19 protein-coding genes are annotated in these 23,893 nt (G+C 66.7%); 8 read left to right on the top strand and 11 right to left on the bottom strand.

The genetic code is table 11. The features are described from left to right. The 3 genes from Q7V15_RS08385 to ilvC form a co-directional block, all read right to left on the bottom strand. Window positions 1-774, bottom strand: a 774-nt coding sequence (locus Q7V15_RS08385; protein ID WP_304755033.1) for a Plug domain-containing protein, incomplete at its 3' end; no start/stop codon positions are given. Between the two features lie 47 nt (window positions 775-821). Further along, window positions 822-1,430 carry a TetR/AcrR family transcriptional regulator gene (locus Q7V15_RS08380; protein ID WP_304755031.1) on the bottom strand — a complete coding sequence of 203 codons (609 nt, stop codon included), beginning with the start codon at window positions 1,428-1,430 and terminating at the stop codon, window positions 822-824. A gap of 91 nt (window positions 1,431-1,521) precedes the next feature. Further along, window positions 1,522-2,541 carry a ketol-acid reductoisomerase gene (gene ilvC, locus Q7V15_RS08375; RefSeq protein ID WP_304755030.1) on the bottom strand — a complete coding sequence of 340 codons (1,020 nt, stop codon included), beginning with the start codon at window positions 2,539-2,541 and terminating at the stop codon, window positions 1,522-1,524. A gap of 172 nt (window positions 2,542-2,713) precedes the next feature. On the opposite strand from ilvC, the gene Q7V15_RS08370 reads away from it, so the two are divergent. From Q7V15_RS08370 to Q7V15_RS08355, 4 genes are all read left to right on the top strand, one after another. Further along, on the top strand, window positions 2,714-3,268 hold the full coding sequence (locus Q7V15_RS08370) for a DUF924 family protein (RefSeq protein WP_304755028.1): 555 nt from the start codon (window positions 2,714-2,716) through the stop codon (window positions 3,266-3,268). Window positions 3,269-3,379: 111 nt separating this feature from the next. Further along, window positions 3,380-4,216 (top strand): thymidylate synthase, encoded by an 837-nt coding sequence (locus tag Q7V15_RS08365; protein ID WP_304755026.1) that lies wholly within the window; start codon window positions 3,380-3,382, stop codon window positions 4,214-4,216. A gap of 48 nt (window positions 4,217-4,264) precedes the next feature. Beyond that, entirely contained in the window at window positions 4,265-4,783 is a 519-nt protein-coding gene (locus tag Q7V15_RS08360; RefSeq protein WP_304755024.1) for a dihydrofolate reductase, read from the top strand. Between the two features lie 77 nt (window positions 4,784-4,860). After that, window positions 4,861-5,772, top strand: a complete 912-nt coding sequence (locus Q7V15_RS08355) for an SMP-30/gluconolactonase/LRE family protein (RefSeq protein ID WP_304755022.1) — start codon at window positions 4,861-4,863, stop codon at window positions 5,770-5,772. A 3-nt stretch (window positions 5,773-5,775) separates the two neighbouring features. Here Q7V15_RS08355 and Q7V15_RS08350 read toward each other — a convergent pair whose 3' ends face one another. The 5 genes from Q7V15_RS08350 to Q7V15_RS08330 all read right to left on the bottom strand — a co-directional run bounded on the left by Q7V15_RS08350 (window position 5,776) and on the right by Q7V15_RS08330 (window position 10,352). After that, on the bottom strand, window positions 5,776-7,479 hold the full coding sequence (locus tag Q7V15_RS08350) for a hypothetical protein (RefSeq protein WP_304755021.1): 1,704 nt from the start codon (window positions 7,477-7,479) through the stop codon (window positions 5,776-5,778). Between the two features lie 152 nt (window positions 7,480-7,631). Next, complete coding sequence (locus Q7V15_RS08345; protein ID WP_304755019.1) at window positions 7,632-8,735, bottom strand: NADH:flavin oxidoreductase; 1,104 nt, start codon at window positions 8,733-8,735, stop codon at window positions 7,632-7,634. A 158-nt stretch (window positions 8,736-8,893) separates the two neighbouring features. Beyond that, window positions 8,894-9,184, bottom strand: coding sequence for a putative quinol monooxygenase (locus Q7V15_RS08340; protein WP_304755018.1), 291 nt, complete (start codon window positions 9,182-9,184; stop codon window positions 8,894-8,896). Between the two features lie 71 nt (window positions 9,185-9,255). Further along, window positions 9,256-9,555: a hypothetical protein gene (locus Q7V15_RS08335; protein WP_304755017.1), complete on the bottom strand. Its 300-nt coding sequence runs from the start codon at window positions 9,553-9,555 to the stop codon at window positions 9,256-9,258. Window positions 9,556-9,656: 101 nt separating this feature from the next. Further along, window positions 9,657-10,352, bottom strand: a complete 696-nt coding sequence (locus Q7V15_RS08330) for a DnaJ family molecular chaperone (RefSeq protein WP_304755016.1) — start codon at window positions 10,350-10,352, stop codon at window positions 9,657-9,659. Between the two features lie 74 nt (window positions 10,353-10,426). Here Q7V15_RS08330 and Q7V15_RS08325 point away from each other — a divergent pair, with 74 nt between their 5' ends. The 4 genes from Q7V15_RS08325 (at window position 10,427) to Q7V15_RS08310 (ending at window position 21,558) form a co-directional block, all read left to right on the top strand. After that, window positions 10,427-14,002 carry a hydantoinase B/oxoprolinase family protein gene (locus Q7V15_RS08325; protein ID WP_304755015.1) on the top strand — a complete coding sequence of 1,192 codons (3,576 nt, stop codon included), beginning with the start codon at window positions 10,427-10,429 and terminating at the stop codon, window positions 14,000-14,002. A 26-nt stretch (window positions 14,003-14,028) separates the two neighbouring features. Then, entirely contained in the window at window positions 14,029-14,661 is a 633-nt protein-coding gene (locus tag Q7V15_RS08320) for a hypothetical protein (RefSeq protein ID WP_304755014.1), read from the top strand. A 484-nt stretch (window positions 14,662-15,145) separates the two neighbouring features. Then, window positions 15,146-18,130 (top strand): TonB-dependent receptor domain-containing protein, encoded by a 2,985-nt coding sequence (locus Q7V15_RS08315; RefSeq protein ID WP_304755012.1) that lies wholly within the window; start codon window positions 15,146-15,148, stop codon window positions 18,128-18,130. A gap of 536 nt (window positions 18,131-18,666) precedes the next feature. Beyond that, window positions 18,667-21,558, top strand: a complete 2,892-nt coding sequence (locus Q7V15_RS08310) for a TonB-dependent receptor (protein WP_304755011.1) — start codon at window positions 18,667-18,669, stop codon at window positions 21,556-21,558. A 58-nt stretch (window positions 21,559-21,616) separates the two neighbouring features. Here the strand turns inward: Q7V15_RS08310 and Q7V15_RS08305 are convergent, their stop codons facing one another. The 3 genes from Q7V15_RS08305 to Q7V15_RS08295 all read right to left on the bottom strand — a co-directional run. Next, entirely contained in the window at window positions 21,617-22,033 is a 417-nt protein-coding gene (locus tag Q7V15_RS08305; protein WP_304755010.1) for a hypothetical protein, read from the bottom strand. Window positions 22,034-22,161: 128 nt separating this feature from the next. Further along, window positions 22,162-22,467: a DUF1244 domain-containing protein gene (locus Q7V15_RS08300; RefSeq protein WP_304755009.1), complete on the bottom strand. Its 306-nt coding sequence runs from the start codon at window positions 22,465-22,467 to the stop codon at window positions 22,162-22,164. A gap of 17 nt (window positions 22,468-22,484) precedes the next feature. Then, window positions 22,485-23,893 (bottom strand): vitamin B12 dependent-methionine synthase activation domain-containing protein (locus Q7V15_RS08295; protein WP_304755008.1); only part of this gene is annotated, 1,409 nt, incomplete at its 5' end.

Genomic DNA, 23,893 nt, shown 5'->3' with positions numbered 1-23,893 from the left:
AATGCGGGAGCCGCTGGGGCTGAACACCTCCGAATAGGTGTGACGACCTTCCCGGGTGGGCGTCACCTGCAGGCTGGCGTTCAGGGTGTCGTCGACCGTCGGACGCCAGGTCGCCCGGCCATTGAGCTTGTACTCGGCATAGCTGCCCTGGAGATGCTCCCGGCCGAACTCCCGAAGGACGCCATCGGGACCATTGGTGCGCTTGTCGTACTCTATCCGGCCACGCCTGGAGGGCTGGGCCTGCACGGAGAGACTGATATCGGTCTGACCGATCCGGAAGGCGCTCGTGGCGATGGCGATGGGATTGACGGTCCATCCGGGTTCCAGCATGCCCGCCTGCACGACGAAGGTGTTTGTCGCCCCCGTCTGGCGCGGCCGAAGCCGCACATCAACGATCAGGGCGTGACCGCCGGCATCGGCCGCTCCAGCGCCGGCGATGACGTCGATCCGCTCAACATCCCGGGCCGAGATGCGCGACAGCTGCTCGGAGATCAGCACCTTCGAACTGGGGCGATCGCCGTTGACCAGCACATTTCCAGCCGAACCGGCGAAGCCCCGTCGATCCTGGCCATCCATCAGGGTGAAGCCCGGCGTTCGCCGGACCATGTCCTCGGCGCTGACCGGATTGAAGGGAGCGAAGAAGCTGGCCGGATAGCTCTGGGCTCGCTCGGAGCCCTCGGGGCCCTGTGGCGTCTGGGCCTGGCCCAGGCCGGGGGCGATCGATGCGGCGAGGGCCAGCGCCCACCACAAGCCACGCAACCTGAACTCGACCATGCCCGCCCCCTAATTTAGACTTCAGTCTAAATCTGAGGCGCCGCGGGTCAATCAGTTTTCGCCACGGCGATGCCGTCGAGAAGCACCTCGGCCAGGTCAGAGAGCATCGGCGTGAGCGGCGCGTCATCGGGGCCATGCAGCCACTGGGTCACGGCGCCCGCGAGCAGGCTGTCGAAGGCCGTGGCCAGGGTTTCGGCCGGTCGCCGCGGGTCGAGCTGCCCGGACGCCTGTCCCCGGCGCATAAGCTCTACGAGGCGATCATAGGCGAGGCGACGCAAGGCGGGAGACTCACCTTCGCCCTCCAACCCCATGGAAATCTTGCGAATTTCCCCGAACACCTCACGGTGCACGGCGCGGTTGGCCTCAAGTCCCTGAGCCATCTGGCGAAACAGCTGACGTAGGAGGTCAGGAGCCGTGGCTTTCGCCGCCAGGGCCTGATCCAGAAGGTCGCCATAGGCCTGGAGTGAGCGCGCAGTAAGCGCATCCAGGATCAGCGACTTGGAGCCGAACTGGTTGAAGACCGTCGCACGGGAGAGCCCTGCCGCCGTGGCGATGTCGCTCATGGATGTCTCGTGCAGGCCGCGCTCGGCAAACAGGGTCTGGGCCGCAGCCAGGATCTGTTCGCGCGATTGGCGCCCGTAGCTTCGGATGGTCATGGCCTCTCCCGGGGCCTTTCCGTGGCCCAAACGCAGAAGGCCCCCCTGAGCAGGAGGGCCTTCCATCATGCGTCGCCTTGGGCGTGGGCGCCTAGTTGCGGGCCTGGTCCACCAGCTTGTTCTTGGTGATCCAGGGCATCATGGCGCGCAGGCGCTGACCCACTTCCTCGATCTGATGCTCCGAACCCCGACGGCGGGTGGCCTTGAAGCTCGGCTGGCCGGCCTGGTTCTCGGCCATGAAATCACGGACGAAGCGGCCGGACTGGATGTCCTCCAGCACGCGCTTCATCTCGGCCTTGGTTTCCGCCGTCACGATGCGGGGGCCGGTGACGTACTCGCCGTACTCGGCGGTGTTCGAGATCGAGTAGTTCATGTTGGCGATGCCGCCCTCATAGATGAGGTCGACGATCAGCTTCACCTCGTGCAGGCACTCGAAATAGGCCATTTCCGGCGCGTAGCCGGCTTCAACCAGGGTTTCGAAGCCAGCGCGGATCAGCTCCACCAGGCCGCCGCAGAGCACGGCCTGTTCGCCGAACAGGTCAGTCTCGCACTCTTCGCGGAAGGTGGTCTCGATGACGCCCGAACGGCCGCCGCCGATGGCCGAGGCGTAGGCCAGGCCGAAGTCCAGCGCATTGCCGGTGGGGTTCTGGTGAATGGCGATCAGGCAGGGCACGCCGCCGCCCTTCTGGTATTCCCCGCGCACGGTGTGGCCCGGACCCTTGGGCGCCACCATCAGCACGTCGATGGAAGCCTTGGGCTCGATCAGGTTGAAGTGCACGTTCAGGCCGTGGGCGAACAGCAGGGCCGCGCCGTCCCGGATATTGGGGGCGATCTCGTTGTTGTAGATTTCCCGCTGCAGCTCGTCGGGCGCCAGCACCATCATGGCGTCAGCCCAGGCGGCGGCTTCGGCGACGGTCATGACCTTCAGGCCATCAGCCTCGACCTTCTTGGCGGTGGCCGAACCGGGGCGCAGGGCGACCACCACGTTCTTGACGCCGGAGTCCACCAGGTTCAGCGCATGCGCGCGCCCCTGGGAACCATAGCCTACCACCGCGATTTTCTTGTCCAGGATGCGGGCGAGGTCGGCGTCGCGATCATAGTAGACGCGCATGATTGTTCTCCTGAAACAAGGTTCGGCCCCGGAGCCGAGCAACGGCGCCGCGGTAAAGGCCGCGCCATCGACCGTTTTTTTGCGCAAAGGTCAAGGGGCGCGACGTCACGCGCCGCCCTTGCGCCCACCCCGCTGCGCACAGAGAGTGCGCCCGACATGAGGGAGACACGTCATGGACGTAACCGCGCAGCAGGTGGTGAAGGCTTGGCGGGAGGCCGGGCCGGCCAAGTGGTTCGCCAAGGACGAGGCCTTCGACCGTCGACTCGCCCGGGATTTCGAGGCCGCCCATCATGCCGCGGCCCGGGGCGAGCTGGACGCCTGGGCCGAGACGGCCGAGGGCGCTCTGGCCCTGCTGATCCTCCTCGACCAGATCCCGCGCAACATCTTCCGCGGCTCCGGTCACGCCTTCGCCACCGATGGCAAGGCCCGGGCCATCGCCAAGGCCGCGATCACTGCAGGCCATGACAAGGCGACGGCGGCGAACCTGCGCCCCTTTTTCTACCTGCCCTATGAACACTCCGAGGAGATGGGCGACCAGGACGAGGCCGTGCGGCTGTGTGCGACCTTGAGGGCCGAAGAGGGGGACGAGGACACCCTGAAGTGGGCGGAAATCCACCGGGACATCATTGTCCGCTTCGGCCGGTTCCCCCACCGCAACGCAGCCCTCGGCCGCCGAACCAGCCCCAGCGAACAGGCCTTTCTCGACGAGGGCGGATTCTCGGGCTGAGTGCGGCGAGCGGTCTGTGGATAGAGCCACGGGAGACCTTGCCGACCAGACCAGCCCATGGGCGAATCATGGAAAGCTCCATGCCCTGACGCTGATGCGAAAGCCTCGCCCGTGAACGCCCACACCCCATCGCCTGCCGGCCGCGCCGACCACCCCGAGCGGCAGTATCTCGACCTGCTGACCGACATTCTGGAGTCGGGCGTGCAGCGGGGCGATCGGACGGGCACGGGCACGCTGGGCGTCTTCGGCCGCCAGATGCGCTTTGACCTGGCTCAGGGCTTTCCCCTGCTGACCACCAAGAAGCTGCATCGCAAGTCGATCATCCTGGAGCTGCTGTGGTTCCTGCGCGGCGACACCAATGTCGGCTGGCTGCAGGAGCGCGGCGTCAGCATCTGGGACGAATGGGCCGACGCCGATGGCGAGCTTGGCCCCGTCTATGGCAAGCAATGGCGGTCCTGGACCGCCCCAGACGGCCGGGTGATCGACCAGATGGCCAATGTGGTCGAGAGCCTGAAGACCACCCCGCACTCGCGCCGCCACATCGTCAGCGCCTGGAACCCGGCCGATGTGGACGACATGGCCCTGCCGCCCTGTCACTGCATGTTCCAGTTCTTCGTGGCCGAGGGCAAGCTGTCCTGCCAGCTCTACCAGCGCTCGGCCGACGTCTTCCTGGGCGTGCCGTTCAATATCGCCAGCTACGCCCTGCTGACCCAGATGGTGGCCAAGGTCACGGGTCTGGAGCCCGGCGAGTTCGTCCATACGCTCGGCGACGCCCACCTCTATCTGAACCACCTCGACCAGGCCCGGGAACAACTGACGCGGGAGCCCTACCCCTTCCCCACCCTGACCATCGCCGACAAGCGCGACCTGTTCGCCTTCGACTACGAGGACTTCAAGGTCACCGGCTACAAGGCCCACGAGAAGATCGCCGCGCCCATCGCGGTCTAGGCTCCGGAGTCCCTTTCCCGCCGGCCCCGGGTCGGCTACGCCGGGTCCATGGCACGCATCCTCCTCACCGCCGGTCCCATCGCGCGCGCCCGCAACGGCGTCATCGGCCGTGAGGGCGGGTTACCCTGGCGGCTGAAGAGCGACCTGGTGAATTTCCGCGCCCTGACCATGGGAAAGCCGGTGATCATGGGGCGCAAGACCTGGGACAGCCTGCCGAAGAAGCCCCTGCCTGGCCGCACCAATATCGTACTCAGTCGGGACGGCTCCTTCGCCCCCCGGGACGCCCTGGTGTGCGAGGACTTTACTGAGGCGGTGCAGATCGGCCGAGAGATGGCCGAAGACGTCGGCGCCGAGGAGGTCTGCGTGATCGGCGGCGCCTCCCTGTTTGCAATGGCTCTGCCGCGGGCCCAGCGTATCTATCTCACCGAGGTCGAGGCCGAGGTCGATGGCGATGTGGTCCTGGCCCCCTTTGACGAAAGCGCCTGGACCGAGGTCAGCGCCGTCCATCACCCGGCCGGCGAAGACGACGAGCATCCGTTCACCTTGCGGGTCCTCGAGCGGCGCTGAGGCGCCTTAAGCCCCCTGGTCCTTACGCCACGGCGCCGGCCATACTCCCCCTCAATAAGACAGGAGGAGGACGCCCCATGGACATCGAACTGGTCTGCGAAGGCCTGGAATTCCCCGAAGGCCCCATCGTCATGGCCGACGGCTCGATCATCCTCACCGAGATCAAGGCCCAGCGCCTGTCGCGGATCACCCCCGACGGACGGCGCGAGACCGTGGTGGAGACCGGCGGCGGACCCAATGGGGCGGCCATCGGCCCGGACGGGGCGATCTACATCACCAACAATGGCGGCTCCTTCACCTGGCCGCAGCAGGACGGCCTGACCATTCCTGGCCCGACGCCGACCAGCCACACCGGCGGGATGATCCAGCGCTTTGACCTCGCGACCGGCGAGTTGACCACCCTCTATGACGTCTGCGAGGGCCGCCCCTTTGTCGGTCCTAACGACCTGGTGTTCGACAGACAGGGCGGCTTCTGGTTCAGCGACCACGGCTGCTCGACGCCTGAGGGCCGCAAATTCGGGGCGCTCTACTACGCCAAGGCCGATGGAAGCCATGTCACCCGTCTGCGGGACCATCTGATCGCCCCCAATGGGGTCGGCCTCTCCCCGGACGAAGACGTGGTCTATCTGGCCGACACCCAGCTTGGCCGGCTCTGGGCCTTCGACATCGAGGCGCCGGGCCAGTTGAAGGCGCCGACGGGCTTTGCGCCGGGCCGGGTCATCGCCAACCTGCCCGGCTATCAGTTGCTGGACAGCCTGGCGGTGGAGGCGGGCGGCAAGGTCTGCGTGGCGACGATCATCAATGGCGGCGTCACCGCCTTTGACCCCTCCGGATCGACGGAGCATTTCCCCATCCCCGACATGATCGTCACCAATATCTGCTTCGGCGGAACCGACATGCGCGACGCCTGGATCACCGCCTCATCAACAGGGCGACTCTACAAGGTCCGCTGGCCAAGGCCCGGGCTGAAGCTCAACTTCAACGCCTGAGGTTCAGAACCGGCAGGCGTTTTCGGGCGCCGCCGGATCCCGGGTCCAACCCCAGGCCTCCACCGCCTGCCCCCGGGGGAGATAGGAGAGGGAGACGGGCGAGCCGTCACGCTCAACCGTCAGGGTGATGGTCTGGTCCTGCGCTTTGCGGGCGATATTCAGGTCCCGGACATCGGTGATCTGATCGCCGTCGCGCAGGCCAGCCTGCGCCGCCGCCGAGCCGGGGACGAGGCCTGTGACGATGCGGTCGCCGTTCAGCACCGCCCGGGGGAAGCCCAGCTCGAAGGTGCGGACCCGGCGGGGAACGACCTTCAGGCAGGGGCTATAAAGATCGGCGGGCGGAAGCAGCCGGGTTCCCGCCGCCATGGCGTCGAACTGCGCCTGGGCCTTGTCCGCACCGATCTCCGTGCCCACCAGCGACAGCCACAGGGGGACGCCGTATGGCGCGCCGGCCAGCTGGGCCTTTCGGATCGCCTTGACGATGTCATCGAGGCTCCGGGCGCCCGATGAGGCCTGGCGGATCTCGGCGTCGGTCTGCAGCAGGTACATCCAGCCCCGGCCATAGGGCACCGTCTGGGCCACCGGGTCGCTCCAGAAGATCTCGGCGGCCTGGGCGTTGGTCAGGGCGATGTGCGGATTGGCGTAGTAGGTGTCGGCGCGGCTGTTCATGGTCTCAACGACCTGATCGAGGGGGGTCACGCCGGCCCGCCAGGACAGGACCAGCGAATAGAACTCCGCCATGCCCTCGCTGTACCAGGCCGTCTCGCCGTGCTCGCCGGCCATGGATGGCCAGGTGTGGGCCACCTCGTGGGAGACGAGGCTCAGCAGGCTCTCCGCCGTGGGTTTGTCGGCGGGATTGTAGCCAAAGCTGAAGGAGCGCCCCAGCGCCGTGCCCCCCACCCCGTCATAGGGATTGGCGCGCATGAAGACGCGATAGGGGGCGCCCGGGGGATCGCCGAAGAAGGCCGACATGTGGTCGTAGAGCCGCCTTGTCTTGTCCGCCAGCTCGGCGGGATCAAAGGGCGGCTTTGTCAGCCAGTACATGTGAAAGCCGCCGTCGCCGTCAGCGGGGAAGACCCCCAGGGGGCCGCCGGCATAGTAGCTGAAGGCCAGGGCCTGGGAGGGCAGCACGGTCTCCACCGTCCCGTCCCCATAGGTCCAGGCGCCGCGGGACCCTGCCGGGGCCTCCGACAGATCCCACGCCAGACGCACAGACCAGGGACCCGGCGCGACCGGCGCGGCCAGGAAACCCACGCCGGCCCCGATAAAGCCGCCGGCCTCCTGGCGCAGGTCAAACAGGGGGCCGTTATTGGTGGCCGCCGTCACCGCCCGGGGCGGAGCGGAATAGCTGACGATCACATCGCCCCGGGTCGGCCGCTCCACCAGCCAGCGGCGGTAGGTTCCCTGGGGGGTCGGCGGCTCTTCGACCTGGCCCAGGGGGATGGGTCCGAGATCATCGCGGGCCTGCAGCGCCTGGCCGTCGTAGCGGGCGCTGGGAATGCCCACCAGGCTGAGCGGCAGACGCACCAGCCCCTCGCCAGCGTCCAGGTCCGGGGCGGGCAGGCGCATGCGCACGTCCAGGGCCGCGGCCCGAGGGGTCAGGGTCAGGTCCAGGCGCGGCGGCAGGCCACCCTGGGCCGTGGCTGTCCCGGCCAGGGCCAGGGACAGCAGAGCGGCGCTGATCGTGGTGCGAAGGCCTTGGAACACGGCGCCCCTCCTGAAAAAGGGCAGCCTAGCTCCGGCGCGGCGCAAGTTCTGTGCGAAAGCGATCAGAGACCCGGTCGGGCCGCATAAATCTTGCGGCGCCCCGATGAGGACGCGACAGGCCCAGGCGACGCCGGACCTGTCGCACTTCAGCGCTAGTAGAGCTTGGCCATCGCCGCCCGTTCAAACGGGACCAGCTCATCGCTGCGGCCTTCCTTGACCTTCTTGGCCCATTCGGGGTCCTGCAGCAGGGCGCGGCCGACGCCCACCAGGTCGAACTCGTCCCGCTCGAGCCGGTCGAGGAGCCTGTCCAGGGAGGCGGGCTGCGAGCCCTCGCCGGCGAAGGCGGCGATGAATTCCCCCGACAGACCCACCGAGCCGACGGTGATGGTCGGCACGCCGGTCAGCTTCTTGGCCCATCCGGCGAAGTTCAGGTCAGAGCCTTCAAACTCGGGCTCCCAGAAGCGGCGCTGCGAACAGTGCAGCATGTCCGCGCCGGCCGCGGTCAGCGTGCCCAGCCAGGCCTCCATCTCCTTGGGATTGGCGGCCATCTTCACCTCATAGTCCTGCTGCTTCCACTGGCTGATGCGGATGATCACCGGATAGTCCGGTCCCACGGCCTGGCGGACGGCGCGCAGGATGTCGGCGGCGAAGCGAGCCCGGCCAGGCAGGTCCTTGGCGCCATAGGCGTCCTCTCGGACATTGGTGCCGTCCCAGAAGAACTGGTCGATCAGATAGCCGTGGGCGCCGTGCAGTTCGATGGCGTCGAAGCCCAACGCCTTGGCGTCGGCGGCGGCCTGGGCGAAGGCGGCGATGGCGTCGGCCACCTCCTCGTCGGTCATGCCCTTGCCGAATTCCTTGCCCGGACGCGACAGTCCAGAGGGGCTGTCATAGGGACCTGGCGGGGTCCATTCCGGATCGCGGGTGCGCACGGCGCCCACGTGCCAGAGCTGCGGCGCCATCTTGCCACCCACCTCGTGGACGGAATCGATCACCCGTTTCCAGGCGGCGAGCTCCTTCTCACCATGGAAGCGCGGCACGTTCTTGTCGTTGAGCGAGGCGGGACGATTGACGCCGGCGCCTTCGGAAATGATCAGGCCCACATCGGCCTCCGCACGGCGGCGATAGTATTGGACGACCTCCTCGGTGGCCACGCCGTCGGGGGAAAAGGACCGGGTCATGGGGGCCATGACGATCCGGTTCTTGAGGTGCAGGCCCTTGAAGCTGAAGGGGCGGAAAAGGGCGTCGAGGGCGGCCATGGAAACTCCATTCAAACGAGCGTTCGAACCGAACCTTGGGACATGTGGGCGTCCCCGTCATTGCAGAAATTCTGTCGGGAGACCCAGGGCCAAGCCGAACATGCAAAAGCCCGGGACCTGCAAAGGTCCCGGGCTCTGCGAAATCCTGAACCGAGGCCCTATTGGACCGCGTCGAGGTACTCGATTTCCGGACGACCGGCGAGGCAGGGGCCCATCTTTGGGCCGGCGGCCTTGAAATACTCGCTCTGGCCGTGGGCTTTCAGGGCGTCCTCGTTGGCGTAGAGCTCCAGCACCTTGTAGGTCCCCGGCTCGGTGCGGCTCTTGGTCAGCTGATAGGCGATGCAGCCGGGCTCGTTGGCCTTCACCTGGGCCATGAGGTCCCTGAACACCGCCTCGAACTCGTCGCCCTTGCCGTCCTGGACCTTGAGGGTCGCCACTACGCCGATCATCGCTTCGTCTCCCAACGATTGTTTGAATCGAGGGTAGAGGCCGGCCCGAGGCGGGGCAAGCGTCGTGCGGCTCAGGCGCGCTCGTTCCAGCCGTAGGCGACCCAGTGATGGCCGCCCAGATGCCGCGCCTCGATGATCCCGTCATCGGCGGCGGCCTTGTCCTTGCGCCGCCCCATCCGACCCGCGCGGACGGCGAAGGCCGCCAGGCCGACCAGCAGGCTTAGCATCAGGCCGACCACGACGACGGTGGCGGCGAACACGAAGGCCAGGACCACGCCGACCACCACAGCCGCGGCGGCAGCGATCGCGCCGCCGATGGCGGTGAGGTTGCGAAGTGCGAGCTTGCCGCTCGGTTGGTCTTGCTGGGCCATGGTCTCCTCGGATCGCCTCGCTCCAGAGGCTTGCTGAATATGTTCGCCCTGCTGGGCGGAAGGTCAATCCTCTGAGAGGATGGTGGCGACAGGATGACGCGTTAAGCGGCGCCGACCAGCGCCAGTTCCCGTCGTTCGCGCATGGCGGACTCAAAGGCGGCGTTGATCGCCTTGGCCTTGGCCTCGGCGACCTCAATGAATTCCTGGGGCAGGCCCCTGGATCTGGCCCGATCAGGATGGTTTTCGATCAGGGCGATCTTCCAGGCCGCCCGAAGCTGATCATCACTGGCGTCATGGGGCGCCCCCAGGACGGCGTAGGGATCATCGGCGGCCAGCCCCATATGGGTCGCCTTCAGCCGACGGAAAACAAGCTCCGAGAAGCCGAACAGCTCCGCCACCCGCTCCAGATACGCCATTTCATCAGCGCTCACCGCCCCATCAGAGGCGGCGATGTGGAACAGGCCGTCCAGCACATCCTCGAGAATTTGCGGGCAGTTGCGATAGCGCCGCGCCAGACGCCGGGCGTAGCTCTCGAAGCCGCGGGTGGTCTGTTGGGCGAGGGTGTAAAGCCGCCGGACATTGGGCCGCGAGGCCTCGTCGGACTGGAAGACCTCGGAAAAGGCGTCGAACTCGGCCCGCCCCGCCTGACCATCGGCCCGGGCCAGCTTGGCGCCCAGGGCGGTGACGGCGGTGGAGAACGCAGGATCTTCCCCCGGCAGGCCAGCCGGGCAGTCGGGGCAATCAGCGGCGTCCGGAGAACGGACGGCCAGGCCAGCAATTTTGCGCCAGAAGCTCATTGGTCTAATGCCACAAGCCTTAGGAAGATGGCGTCGTCATGACAACGGCAATCGAACATCCCGCAGGTTAAGTTTTGGACAGGCTCTGGAGTTTCTCGATCGACCGCGGCGGCACCTTCACCGACGTGATCGCCCGTCGCGGGGACGGGCAGGTGCAGACCTTGAAACTGCTGTCGGCCTCCAACGCCTATCCCGACGCGGCGGTCGAGGCCATGCGCCGGGTCCTGGGCGCGCCGGAGGGCGCCCCCTTCCCCGCAGGTCAGGTGGCGGTGATCCGCATGGGCGCCACGGTGGCCACCAACGCCCTGCTGGAGCGCAAGGGCGCCAAGACCCTGTTCGTCACCACCGCTGGCTTTGGTGACTCCCTGCGGATCGGCGACCAGACCCGCCCGGATCTCTTCGCCCTCAATATCGTCAGGCCAGAGCCACTCTACGCCCGCGCCGTGGAAGCCGCCGAGCGGCTGGCCGCCGACGGCTCGGTGATCACGCCGCTGGACCAGGACGCCCTGTCGCCGGCCCTTGAGCAGGCGAGGCGCGAAGGTTTCACCGCCGTGGCGATCGCCTTCCTGCACGCCGACCTGAACCCCGACCATGAACGCCAGGCTGGCGCCCTGGCGACCCAGGCGGGTTTCGAATTCGTGGCTCTCTCCCATGAGGTCTCGCCCCTGCCTCGATTTCTGCCTCGTGCAGAAACTACGGTCGCTGACGCCTATTTGACGCCGGTCCTGCGAAAATATGTGCGGCAGGTGGCCGAGGCGGTGAACGGGGCGCCGCTCTATTTCATGACTTCGGCCGGAGCCCTGGTTTCAGCCGCCGCCTTCCGGGGCCGGGATGCGGTGTTGTCCGGGCCTGCGGGGGGCGTGGTCGGTGTGGCTCAAACAGCGCGGGAGGCCGGCGAGGTCGCCGTGCTGGGCTTCGACATGGGCGGGACGTCGACCGATGTCTGCCGCTATGCCGGTCGATTGGAGCGCCGGGATCAGGCCAGGGTCGCCGGCGTGCGCCTGCGCAGCCCGATGCTGGACATCGAGACCGTGGCCGCCGGAGGCGGCTCTATCCTCACCTTCGATGGCCTGCGGGCCCGGGTTGGACCCCACAGCGCCGGCGCCGATCCAGGGCCGGCCGCCTATGGCCGCGGTGGTCCGGCCACGGTGACGGACGCCAATCTGGTTCTGGGACGCCTGGACCCCGACCGCTTCCCCCGGGTGTTCGGGCCAAGGGGCGATGGCCCCCTGGACATCGCTGCGGCCCGAGGGCGTCTGGAGGCCCTGGCTGCGCAGATGGGGGCGGAGAGCGCCGAGGCCGCCGCAGAGGGGTTCGTCGCCATCGCCGTAGAGCAGATGGCCCTCGCCATCCGGAGGATCTCCACCGAGCGCGGCTTTGATCCCCGCGACCATGGACTGGTGGCCTTTGGCGGCGCCGCGGGCCAGGTGGCCTGTCAGACCGCCGAGGCGCTGGGCGTCGAGCGGGTGCTCTGCCCCCGCTATGGCAGCCTGCTGTCGGCCTATGGAATCGGTCAGGCCCAGGTCAGCGCCCTGCGGCAGGCCGGCGTTGAGAGACCCCTGGACCCCGCGGGGCTGGTCTGGGCCGATAGCCTCGCCGACACTCTGGCGGCCCAGGCCGCCGCCGACCTTGCAGACCAGGGCGCAGGGGCCGGGGGATGTCGGGTCACTCTGCGCCTTCGCTATGAAGGCGCCGACGCCGAACTGCCCCTTTCGCCAGGGAACGTCGCCCAGGTGCGCCTGGCCTTCGAAGCCGCCCACAGGCGCCTGTTCGGCTTTGTGGAGCCCGACCGGACCATCCAGATCGCCAGCGTCGAAGCTGAGGTGACAACCGCTGACCCCCTCGGCGGCGCCTCAGGAGCGCTGGCGCCACAGCCGAGGATGGAGCGCCCGAAGACGGCCGCCTTTTTCGCCGAGGGGCGGTTCAGCGAGGTCGCCGTCATCGAGGCTGACGCCGTGCAAGGCCTGGATGGGCCGGCCCTGATCGTGCGGGACGACACTCAGATCGCGGTGATGCCGGGCTGGCGAGCCCGCCCCCAGGGCGTTGACGGTCTGATTGTCCTGGAACGGCTGGCCGGGGCGAAGGCGACGGCGACCGCCGCCGACCCCCGGCAGGCGGATCCCATCAGCCTGGAGCTGTTCAATCGCCGGTTCATGGGGGTGGCCGAGGCCATGGGAGCGGCCCTGGAGCGAACGGCCCACTCGGTGAACATCAAGGAGCGTCTCGACTTTTCCTGCGCCCTGTTTGATCCCGACGGCGGGCTGGTGGCCAATGCGCCACACATGCCGGTGCATCTGGGCTCCATGGGCGCCAGCGTGCGTGCGGTGCGCGAGCGCCACCCCACCCTGCAGCGCGGCGACGCCTTCGCCCTCAACAACCCCTATGCCGGGGGCACGCACCTGCCGGACATCACCGTCATCATGCCGATCTTTGTCGGCCCCGCTGAAACGCCCAGCTTCTTCGTGGCCGCCCGGGGACACCATGCCGATATCGGCGGGGTGCAGCCGGGATCCATGCCCCCCTTCTCGACGTCCATCGCCGAGGAAGGCGTGCTGCTGGACGCCCTGCCGATCATGAAGGGGGGTCGGTTCCTTGAGGCTGACGTGCGGCAGGCTCTGGGGACAGGCCCGTGGCCCTCCCGGGCTCCGGACCGGAATATCGCCGATCTGAAGGCCCAGATCGCCGCCTGCCGCGCCGGCGGCGAGGCGGTCGCGGCCATGATCGACGCCTTCGGGAGTGACACGGTGACGGCCTATATGGGCCACGTCCAGGCCAATGCGACCGCCGCCGTTCGCCGGGCGCTGGGCCGCTTGAGCGACGGGGCGGCGGAGTCGCTCATGGACGGGGGCGGCAGGATTGTGGTGCGGACCAGGGTGGATTCCGCCGCCGGCCGCGCCGTTCTGGACTTCACAGGAAGCGCCGACCAGCTCGGCACCAATTTCAATGCGCCAGCGTCGATCGTCGACGCCGCGGCCCTCTATGTGTTTCGCACCCTTGTGGATGATGACATCCCGCTCAACGCTGGCTGCCTGGCGCCGCTGGACATCAGGGTGCGGCCAGGATCAATGCTCGATCCGTCCCCGGGGGCTGCGGTGGTGGCCGGCAATGTCGAGACGAGCCAGCACGTGGTGGACGCCCTCTATGCCGCCCTCGGCGTCATGGCCGGCGCCCAAGGGACCATGAACAATTTCACTTTCGGCGATGAGACCCGGCAGTATTACGAGACCCTTTGCGGCGGGGCTGGGGCGACGGCGACAATGCATGGCGCCGATGGGGTCCACACCCATATGACCAACTCACGGCTCACCGACCCGGAAATCCTCGAGCGCCGCTTTCCCGTGCGATTGGAGACCTTCGCCCTGAGGCCCGGCTCTGGCGGCGCGGGGGGTCGGCGGGGCGGGGATGGCGTCGTGCGGCGGCTGCGGTTCCTGGCGCCCATGGAGGCCGCCCTCCTGTCGAGTCGGAGGGTCTTTCCGCCAAGGGGGTTGGCTGGAGGCGGCGACGGCGCTCCGGGTTGGCAGGCTTTGATCGCCGCCGATGGCGAGGTAAAGGAACTCTCGGGCTGCTTTTCCATTCGGGTGGCGCCCGGCGACGCAATTGAGATCCACACCCCGGGGGGCGGGGGATATGGATCTGCGGCGCCCTCCTGACCCCAGACCTTTCGAGGTGCTTCTCCGTGATAACTCCGATCCTCTTCGCCCTGGCCCTTGCGGCCCAAGACACCGAAGCAGCTGCGCCGATTGAGACTGCGGCGCCCGCGACCCCAGAGGTGGAAGCCGCCTACCCGCCTGGGGCGCCCCGCGACCCCTATGGCCTCGTGGCCTGGTGCTACGGCGCCCTGTCGGCGCACAAGGGTCTTCGGGACCAGGTGATGCCAGAGGTGATCCGCATTGAGACCGCCTATCGCCGCCCGGGCTCCTCCCTGGCCCAGGATCTGAAGTCCTATGACGAACTGGATGAACTGAGCGTGCGAAACCTCGCCCTGTTCAGCCGCGCCATGGAAGCGGCCGAAAAGGCCAGTCCCCGTCCGATCAACGCACAGGGCGCCGAGGCCCTGCGCCGGGGACGCGGGACCTGGAGCCGGGCGGCTGACCTTCCCCGCGCCCGCCTCGCCCAGGAGTGGATGAGCTGGACCTTGCCGGCCCGGTGCGAGACCACGGCGGCGACCCTGGAGCAGCGCGCCCTGCTGATGGGGCCAGCCTTCGATCTTTCGGCGGAATTCGAGCCGCTCATTCCCGAGGCTGGAGCGGTCGAACCGCAAACCGAAGAAGCGCCCGCCCCCATCGATGAGCCCGTCGCTGGCGGCTGACGCGCGCGCGCCAGATTGCGCAAGACCTATCACCCCGCTGGAGTCGGTTTTGCCGTTCCAGCGGGGTTTTTTGTCCGAAAATTGAGCGGAAGCGGCGTCCCCTCGCCGCGCTGCGGGCAAAAATGACGTCTTTGGGTCGTTTTGCGGCAGGTGTGGCCGGAACGTGACATCCCGATGACCGCCGCAAAAATTCTACGCGAAGTCACTTTCTGGCGTTGTTTTTATTCATTTTTTCCGACGCCCCCTCGGAGGTTGGGTACTGGTTTTGGCGTAACGTCAGTATAACGGTTTACGTCTTGTTTATATTTGACATACCTGAGTTGTATTAGCCCCTATTTTGAACGTAGGCGCCAAACCTGATGCTTGATTTATTGCTCTCGCGCACGTCTTTACCCGGCTCTGGATCATTTTTGGTCCGCCATGCTTCTTAAACTCGAAGGGGAAACGTGTGAGGAGTTCAAAATACTTGACGACGGTCTCAACCATGACTGTCGCCCTCGCCCTCAGCCTCGCGGCGGGTCAGGCTTCGGCCCAGACTGAGGTCGAGGAAATTGTCGTCACCGGCTCGTTCATCGCCGGCACGCCGGAAAACGCCGCCCTGCCGGTGGACGTCATCAGCGCCGCGGAGCTGGAAAAGCAGGGTTCGCCCTCGACCACCGAACTGATCAAGTCGCTGACCATCAGCGGCCCGGTGCTGGGCGACTCCAACCAGTTCTCGACCTCGGCCCAGGGCGCCATCGGCGCGGGCTCGATCAACATGCGTGGCCTTGGACCCCAGCGGACCCTGGTGCTGTTCAACGGTCGTCGCTTCATGTCGACGGACCCGCTGACCGGCGTCGACACCAACCTGATCCCCACGGCCGCTATCGGTCGCGTCGAGCTGCTGAAGGATGGCGCGGCCGCCACCTACGGTTCCGACGCCATCGGCGGCGTCATCAACTTCATCACCAAAAAGACCTTCTCGGGCTTCGAGGTCTCCGGCGAGTACCGCTACGTCGACGGTTCGGACGGCGAGTACAACATGAGCGCCGCCTGGGGCTGGCAGGGTGAACGCGGCAGCGCCTTCATCGCGGCCGGCTATCAGCACCGCTCCGAACTCGACACCACGGCGCGCGACTGGACCTATCAGGACTACACCACCAACCCGAGCGGCTGGTCCTTCCTGTCCAACCCCGGCTTCTATGTCGCCCGCCTGGGCGTCGACCTGCCGACCATTCCCGGCACGCCTGACCCCTATTATGGCGACGCCGTGGGCTCCATCCGTGAAGCCACCTGCGGCGCGGTGGGCGGCTATGAGGGCGTCTACCAGTCGGGTCCGAGCCAGTTGCCGGCCTGCTATTACAGCTATGTGCCCTTCGCCAACCTGATCGAAGAAACCGACCGCTATCAGCTGTACGGGGAACTGAACTTCGATCTGACCGAGAACGTCGAGTTCTTCCTTGAGGGCATGTACTCCAAGACCGATGTGCCCAACATCGGCTACTCGCCGTCCTATCCGCCGACGCAGGGGCCGTTCGGCCCGGGCAGCACCCAGTATTTCGCGCCCAAGTCGAACCCCTACGTCCAGGCCTTCCTGGCGGCCAACCCGCAGATCTTCGCCTCCGCCGCGGCGGCCGGCGCCTATGCCGCGGTTCCCACCTCGGGCCTGCAGCTGACCCTGTGGCGTCCGTTCGCCAGCGGCGGAAACCCCGCCTTTGGCTATGACGGTCAGAAGGGCGAGCGCTCCTACGAGCTGTTCCGCATCGCCACCGGCCTGAAGGGCGAGTTCGACGTCGCCGGCGGCATCGGCTGGGATCTGGCCTTCACCTATTCGCGCAACCAGGCCTATGGCGTGACCCGCGACATCCTGATCAACCGTCTGGACCTCGCCCTGCGTGGCCTGGGCGGCCCGAACTGCACCGGCGCCACGCCGGGCGCCAACGGCTGCGAGTGGCTGAACCCCTTCTCCACCGCCTATCCGGGCAACCCGATGCTGGGCGGGACCAACCCGACCTACAATCCGGCGCAGGCCAACAGCCCGGCGCTCGCGCGCTGGCTCTATGACGACCAGATCGGCGAGACCACCAACGAGCTCTACGTGGTCGATCTGGTGTTCAACGGCACGACGGGCTTCGAACTGCCCGGCGGCGTCGTGAACTGGGCGGCCGGCGCCCAGTGGCGCTCGTCCGAGCAGACCCGCCGCCTCGGCAGCAACTTCTACGACCGCAACATCACGCCCTGCCCGGTCCCTGGGGACACGAGCTGCGCCATCCAGACCGGCCCCTACATGTTCCTGGGGCAGTCGCAGCCCTACTATGTGGACGAGTCGATCTATGCGGTGTTCGGCGAGATGAACCTGCCGATCTTCGACAACCTCAACGCCGCTCTGGCGCTGCGGTTCGAGGACTACGGCGGCGAGACCGGCTCGACCACCAATCCGAAGCTGTCGATGAAGTGGGACGCCACCAACTGGTTCTCCATGCGCGGCTCGGTGGGCACCACCTTCCGCGGCCCCACCCCCACCGACCGGGCTCCGGGCGGCGCGACGGGCCTTGCCGGCATCCAGGCTGCAGGGAACGCCTTCAAGTCGGTGGACGCCTTCGGCAACTCCGCCATCGGTCCAGAGCAGGCGCTCACCTACAGCGTCGGCGCCCTGTTCGACTTTGGCGACTTCCGCGCCACATTCGACTACTGGAGCATCCAGCTTGAGGACCAGATCGTCCGGGTGCCGGCCAATGTGGTCGCCAACCGGGTGGCCAACGGCCCAGGCAATGGCGCCCAGCTGGTCAACTGCGCCGACCCGCTGCGTTACCTCGTGACCTTCTCCAACAACAACGCCTGCGTTCAGGGCGTGACCACGGGGTCGGATATCTCGCGGGTGCGGTCCGACCTGGTCAACGGGCCTGAGCTGACCACGTCGGGCATTGATGCGACCCTGAACTACGCCTATCCCGGCGACGTATTTGGCGGGCGCCTCAGCCTGCACGGTACGGTCAGTTATGTGATGGAGTACGAGCAGGACGCCTTCATCGTGAACGGCGTGACCATCACCCCCTCCTATGAGGCGGTGGGCTTCGCCAACTACGATCGTCTGCCGGGCACCATCCCGGAGTGGCGCGGCGCCTTCTACGCCGAGTACGACAACGGACCGCACAATGTGCGCGCCACGATCAATCACATTGATGGCGTCACCGACAATCGTGGTCCGACCGTGGTCAACACCGGCTTCTCGGCGGTTCCCTGCACGGTGGCCAATGCGGCCTCCACCACGGGTTGCCAGCTGGTGACCTTCGGCCAGGAAGTGGATGCGTTCACGACCCTGGACCTGACCTACCGAGTGTTCCTGCCCTGGAACACCACGCTGACCGCCTCGATCCTCAATGTGACCGACGCAGATCCTTCGGCCTCTCGGATCGAATATTCGTACGATCCGGCCATCGGAAATGTGTATGGCCGCAACTTCAAGATCGGGCTGCGCAAGAAGTTCTAAAGTCTAGCTCTAGAACACAACTGAAGGGGCGGCCTTGCGGGGCCGCCCCTTTTTTGTGTTCGCCCTAGCTCCCCGCAGACACAGTCAGAGGCAAGGTTCTGGCTCGCGCCTTGGCCATGATCCTTTGCGATTCCCGAAATCCGTCATCTCTAGAGTGTCTGGTATGGCCTTGCTGCGGGCGTCCTGGCGCCGTTTCGCCGCATCCAGGGCGCCGTTGGGGAAATTTGCGGCTGAGTGTGGCGCGTTTGCGACAGTTTGACATCCGCGATATTTTTGACGCGCCGTAAGAATAGGGCCCGATGATTTTTCAGCGCTTTTTCCGCAGTGCGCCGAACGGCCACCGCCCATTTTGACACACCACGGTTTTTTATACCGTATTTCGCCGGGTTTTTTGGCGATGACGACTTTTATTGCTGCGCGAGTTTCTTTGGTTGGCGCTCAAGAACCTTGATTTTTGTCCGGCAAGTCGGCCACTAAGCCCCGTCGCGGTCAAAATTGCCCGCAGTGCCTACGAATTAATCAAAACGGGGAAACGCATGAGAAGCTCGCATTATCTGGTGACCGCTTCGGTCCTCGCCGTCGCCACGGCCCTTTCAGCCGGTCACGCCGCGGCCCAGACGTCGGGCGCCAACGCGCCCGCCCTGGTTGAAGAAGTCATCGTCACCGGCTCCTTCATCGCCGGCACACCGGAAGACGCCGCCCTGCCGGTGAACGTCATCGGCGCCGATGACCTGCAAAAGCAGGGCTCGCCCTCGACGGTGGACCTGCTGAAGTCGATTCCGGCGGTGCAAGGCGCCCTGGGTGAATCGAACCAGTTCGGCGCCGGTCAGACCACGGGCGTCGGCAGCGCCAACCTCCGCGGCCTGGGCGCCGCCCGGACCCTGGTGCTGTTCAACGGCCGCCGCATGGCCACCTCGCCCGGCTCGATCTTTGTCGACACCAACCTGCTCCCGCAAGCCGCCGTTGGCCGCGTCGAAGTCCTGAAGGATGGGGCGGCCGCGACCTACGGCTCCGACGCCATCGGCGGCGTCATCAACTTCATCACCCGCAGGAACTTCAACGGCCTGGAGCTTCAGGGCGGCTACACCTATGTCGACGGCTCGGACGGCGACTACAGCGCCAGCCTGACCTATGGCTTCACCAACGAGCGCTCCAGCCTGCTGCTGAGCGGCGGCTATCGCCATCGTTCGGAGCTGCCGACCGTGGAACGCGACTTCGCAGTCCGCTCCTTCGCCGAAAATCCCCAGGGCGGCTGGTCCTCCTTCGGCAACCCCGGCCTCTATCTGCAGAGCGCCAATGGCGGCATCACCTATACCAGCCCTATCGCCGATCCCGCTTGTAACGTGATCTCCGGCCCCGGCGGCGGCACGGCGTCCTGCCAGTTCCAGTATATCGGCTTCAACAATCTGGTTGAGGAAGAGGACTACTGGCAGCTCTACGGCGAATTCAACTTCGACGTGACCGACACCACCACCTTCCATGCCGAGGTCCTCTATGCCGGCCACGACGTGTCGGGTGAGAAGTCCTCGCCGTCCTATCCGCCGAACAATTTCCCCTCCTCGGCCCTGACCACGAAGATCCAGGGGAATGGCTATTTCATCCCGGCCAACAATCCGGGCCTGCAGGCCCTGCTGGCCACCAACCCTGGCTTTGCGCCCTCAGCCGCCACGGCGGGCCTGTTCACCTCGGTGGCCTGGCGTCCGATCGGCGTCGACGGCAACGACCTGTTCGGCGGCGGCGGCAAGCAGGACAAGCGTCGCTTCGACGCCTACCGCGTCTCGGCTGGCCTGAAGGGCGAGTTCGAATTCGGCGGCGGCATCGGCTGGGACGCGTCCATGACCTATATGGACAACTGGAGCAGCATCGCCACGCCGGACATCCTGGTGGGTCGCCTGCAGCTCGCCCTGCGCGGTCTGGGCGGCGCCAACTGCACCGGCTCCACGCCCGGCGCCAACGGCTGCCTCTGGTTCAACCCCTTCTCTTCGGGCACCTCGGGCAATGCGGTCGACGGCCGCACCAATCCGAACTTCGTCGCCGGCACGGCCAACAGCCGTGAAGTCCTCGACTACATCTTCGACGAATACGCCTACGACATCCGCTCGCAGCTCTACACGGCGGACGTGGTGTTCAACGGCCGTCTGCCGATCGATTTCGGCGCCGGCCAAATCGGCTGGGCGGCCGGCACCCAGTACCGCTGGTCGGGCCTGGAGCGGCAAAATGCGGACTTCACCAATATCGCGGTGAGCCCATGCGCGGACTCCTCGGTCAATCCGGCGGCGACCTGCGCGGCGCAGAACGGCCCCTTCACCTTCTTCGGCGCCCTGCCCGACTATGATCTCGACCAGTCGGTCATCTCGTTCTTCGGCGAAATGGCGATCCCGATCACCAACAGCCTCAACGCGACCCTCGCGGTGCGCCACGAGGACTACGGCGGCAATGTCGGCTCGACCACCAACCCGAAGATCGCCCTGCGCTATCAGGCCACCGACTGGCTGGCCTTCCGGGCCTCGGCGGGCTCCACCTTCCGCGCCCCGCCGACCACGCAGATCAGCCCGGGTTCGACCACCAACCTCGCCTTCACGACGGCGGCGGGCGGCTACCGGGCCTATGACACCTTCGGCAACCCCAACCTCGTGCCGGAAGAAGCGATCACGCTGAACCTGGGCGCCCTGTTCGACTTCGGCGACTTCCGCGCCTCGGTCGACTATTGGAGCTTCGATTTCGAAGGTCCGATCGGCAACGAGTCGGGTTCGGCTATCGTGAATGCGATCTTCCCGAACGGGGCGGCTGGGGCCAACAACTGCGCCAATCCCGCCTTTGCAACCCTGCTGTCGCGCATCAGCTTCACCGGCGCCTGCAGCGCGGCGGCGATCAATCGGGTCCGCATCAACTTCGTGAATGGCCCGGACGTGAAGACCAGCGGCCTGGACTTCTCGGCCAGCTATCGGGCGCGGGACGTGCTGGGCGGCGACATGAACTTCGGGGCCGACCTGACCTACGTGATCGAGTATCAGGTGGACGCCAACACCATCGAGGGCGTTCCCGTGGCCGCGGCCAGGGACTATGTCGGCACCATGGACTACCTCGGCTACGGCTCGCAGCCGCAGTGGAAGGGAACCTTCTTCGCCGAGTACACCCGCGATATCCACAATGTGCGCGCCACCCTGCGCTACGTGGACAACATGATCGACACGCGGGCGAACACCGCAACCTTCGCCACCAACCAGGCTGGGCAGAAGATTGACGCCTTCGTGACCACCGATCTGGCCTACCGGGTCTTCCTGCCCTGGGACACCACGCTCAGCGCCTCGGTGATCAACATGTTCGACCAGGACCCGTCGTTCGCCCGACTGGACCTGTCCTACGACCCCTTCACGGCCAACCCCTATGGCCGTCACTTCAAGCTGAACGTGACCAAGCGCTTCTAGGCGCGGGCGTCACGGACGACGGATCGGGGCGGCGCCGCAAGGCGTCGCCCCTTTTCGTTCAGCCGGCCTCTGTGAAAGGCTGGCAGGTGCTGAGGTTGACCGGCGGCGCATCGGTGCGCGTCCAGGTCCCGCCACTGTGGGTGAAAAAGGCCGCCGCCGAGGCGTTTCGGAATTCGGAGGACGTGGGATCCCATGCCTCCCATCGCAGACCGGTCAAGGCCTTGGCCTGGACGCCAGCGCCTCGCTCGGCCTTGGTGAGCGGGACCTCCACCTTGCAGGTTTCGGCGAAGCTGCGGCAGCCCTCCCGGGCCCCGGGTCCCTCAACACCGGCCTCCGGGGCGGGCGCCGGACAGGCGGAGGACGCCACCAGCGCCAGCCGCCAGTCGCGAACGGCGTCGCTCAACCCAGCATAGGGATCAGCATCGGCGGTCCGCTCAGTCGAGCAGGCGCCCAGGGTCGTGAGGACGGCAAACAAGGCAGGGTAGGTCAAGCGTCGCAAATCGAACCTCCGTGACAGCGCCCGCCGCCTCTGCGGCGGAGCCTTCCGTGGGTTCAACGCCTAAAGGTCAAGGTGGTGGCGAGATTTGCTGTTCGACGGAGTCTTCAATCGCCCTGGCGCCGGAGCTCTTCGTTCAGGGCCAGGCTGGCGTCCATCTTCGCCAATTGCGCGGACGTGGCCTCAGGCTGCCCGGCCTTCCAGTCGGCGTAGGGCACGCCATAGATGGCCTGGCGGGCGGCGTTCCGGTCCAGGGCGCCGTCAGAGGCTTCGCTGACCCAGTCGGCGAGGCAGTTGCGGCAGAACCCAGCGAGGCCCATCAGGTCGACATTCTGAGCGTCGGCGCGCATCTGCAGATGGCTGACCAGCCGGCGGAAGGCCTCAGCCGCGGTCTTGTCGTCAATGTCCGTCATCAGAGCCTCCCAGCCGTTCAGGGTTCGTAGTTGAGGATGGGCGCCAGCCAGCGCTCTGCCTTTTTCAGGTCCCAGCCCTTGCGGCGGGCATAGTCCTCAACCTGATCCTTCTCAATCCGTCCGACCCCGAAATAGTGGGACTGGGGATGGGCGAAATAGAGGCCCGAGACCGAGGACGGCGGGGTCATGGCGAAGCTCTCGGTGAGCTCGATGCCGGTCTTCTCCGTGGCGTCCAGCAGCCGGAAGAGGGTTTCCTTTTCCGTGTGATCAGGCTGGGCCGGATAGCCTGCGGCCGGGCGGATGCCCTGGTATTTCTCCGAGATCAAGGCGTCGATGTCGAAGGGCTCGTCGGGCGCAAAACCCCACAGTTCGGTGCGCACCTTACGGTGCATGGCCTCGGCGAAGGCCTCCGCCAGGCGGTCGGCGAGCGCGGCGGCCAGAATAGCGTTGTAGTCGTCTTCGGCGGCCTTGAAGCGGGCGGCGACAGCAGCCTCGCCATGGCCGGCGGTGACGGCGAAGCCGCCGATCCAGTCCGGCTTGGTCCCGATGGGGGCGATGAAGTCGGCGAGCGCCACATTGGCCTTGTCGCCGGTCTTGGCGATCTGCTGGCGCAGGGTGTGGAAGCGCGCGAGCTCGGTCACCCGGGTCTCGTCGGCATAGACCACCACGTCGTCGCCATCGGCATTGGCCGGCCAGAAGCCCACCACCCCCTTGGCGGTGAACCACTTCTCCTCAACGATGGTCTTCAGCATGGCCTGGGCGTCGGCATAGAGATTGGTCGCCGCCTCGCCCACCACGTCGTCCTCCAGGATCTGGGGGAACCGGCCCACCAGCTGCCAGGAGGCGAAGAAGGGCGTCCAGTCGATATGGGCGGCCAGATCCTGCAGGTCCCAGGCCTCGAAGCTGCGCAGGCCCGTGAAGCTCGGCTTGGGCGGATCATAATCGGCCCAGTCGATGGAAAACGCCTTGGCGCGGGCCTCAGCCAGGCTGGACCTGGCCCGGTTGGTCAGGCCGCGGGCATATTGCTCGCGCACCTTGACGTACTCGGCCGCCGTCTCGGCCTGGATGCGGTCGCGCTCGCCGGGCGACAAGAGGCCCGAGACCACACCGACGGCCCGGCTGGCGTCCAGCACATAGGTCGTCGAGCCGGCCTTGTAGGAGGGGGCGATCTTGACCGCCGTATGGGTCTTGGACGTGGTCGCCCCGCCGATCAGCAGGGGAATGTCGAAACCGCGACGCTCCATCTCGGCGGCGACGAAGACCATCTCGTCGAGGGACGGGGTGATCAGCCCCGACAGGCCGATGATATCGACCCCGTGGGCCTTGGCTTCGTCCAGGATGCGGTCGGCCGGGACCATGACGCCGAGGTCGATGACCTCGTAGTTGTTGCACTGCAGGACCACGCCGACGATGTTCTTGCCGATGT

The sequence above is a fragment of the Phenylobacterium sp. genome, from assembly GCF_030651755.1.
Classification (GTDB): domain Bacteria; phylum Pseudomonadota; class Alphaproteobacteria; order Caulobacterales; family Caulobacteraceae; genus Phenylobacterium.
Note: the sequence above shows the minus strand (reverse complement) of the source record. Positions and strands in the feature narration are given on the sequence as shown.

Coding starts and splice junctions, on each gene's coding strand:
- Q7V15_RS08340 (WP_304755018.1), bottom strand. CDS start 9,184: ATGATCGGCGTAGTGGCGACCCTCAAGGTCCAGGACGGCAAGGGCGAC.
- ilvC (WP_304755030.1), bottom strand. CDS start 2,541: ATGCGCGTCTACTATGATCGCGACGCCGACCTCGCCCGCATCCTGGAC.
- Q7V15_RS08335 (WP_304755017.1), bottom strand. CDS start 9,555: ATGGCCCAGCAAGACCAACCGAGCGGCAAGCTCGCACTTCGCAACCTC.
- Q7V15_RS08380 (WP_304755031.1), bottom strand. CDS start 1,430: ATGACCATCCGAAGCTACGGGCGCCAATCGCGCGAACAGATCCTGGCT.
- Q7V15_RS08300 (WP_304755009.1), bottom strand. CDS start 22,467: ATGACGGACATTGACGACAAGACCGCGGCTGAGGCCTTCCGCCGGCTG.
- Q7V15_RS08370 (WP_304755028.1), top strand. CDS start 2,714: ATGGACGTAACCGCGCAGCAGGTGGTGAAGGCTTGGCGGGAGGCCGGG.
- Q7V15_RS08310 (WP_304755011.1), top strand. CDS start 18,667: ATGAGAAGCTCGCATTATCTGGTGACCGCTTCGGTCCTCGCCGTCGCC.
- Q7V15_RS08330 (WP_304755016.1), bottom strand. CDS start 10,352: ATGAGCTTCTGGCGCAAAATTGCTGGCCTGGCCGTCCGTTCTCCGGAC.
- Q7V15_RS08345 (WP_304755019.1), bottom strand. CDS start 8,735: ATGGCCGCCCTCGACGCCCTTTTCCGCCCCTTCAGCTTCAAGGGCCTG.
- Q7V15_RS08360 (WP_304755024.1), top strand. CDS start 4,265: ATGGCACGCATCCTCCTCACCGCCGGTCCCATCGCGCGCGCCCGCAAC.
- Q7V15_RS08315 (WP_304755012.1), top strand. CDS start 15,146: ATGACTGTCGCCCTCGCCCTCAGCCTCGCGGCGGGTCAGGCTTCGGCC.
- Q7V15_RS08355 (WP_304755022.1), top strand. CDS start 4,861: ATGGACATCGAACTGGTCTGCGAAGGCCTGGAATTCCCCGAAGGCCCC.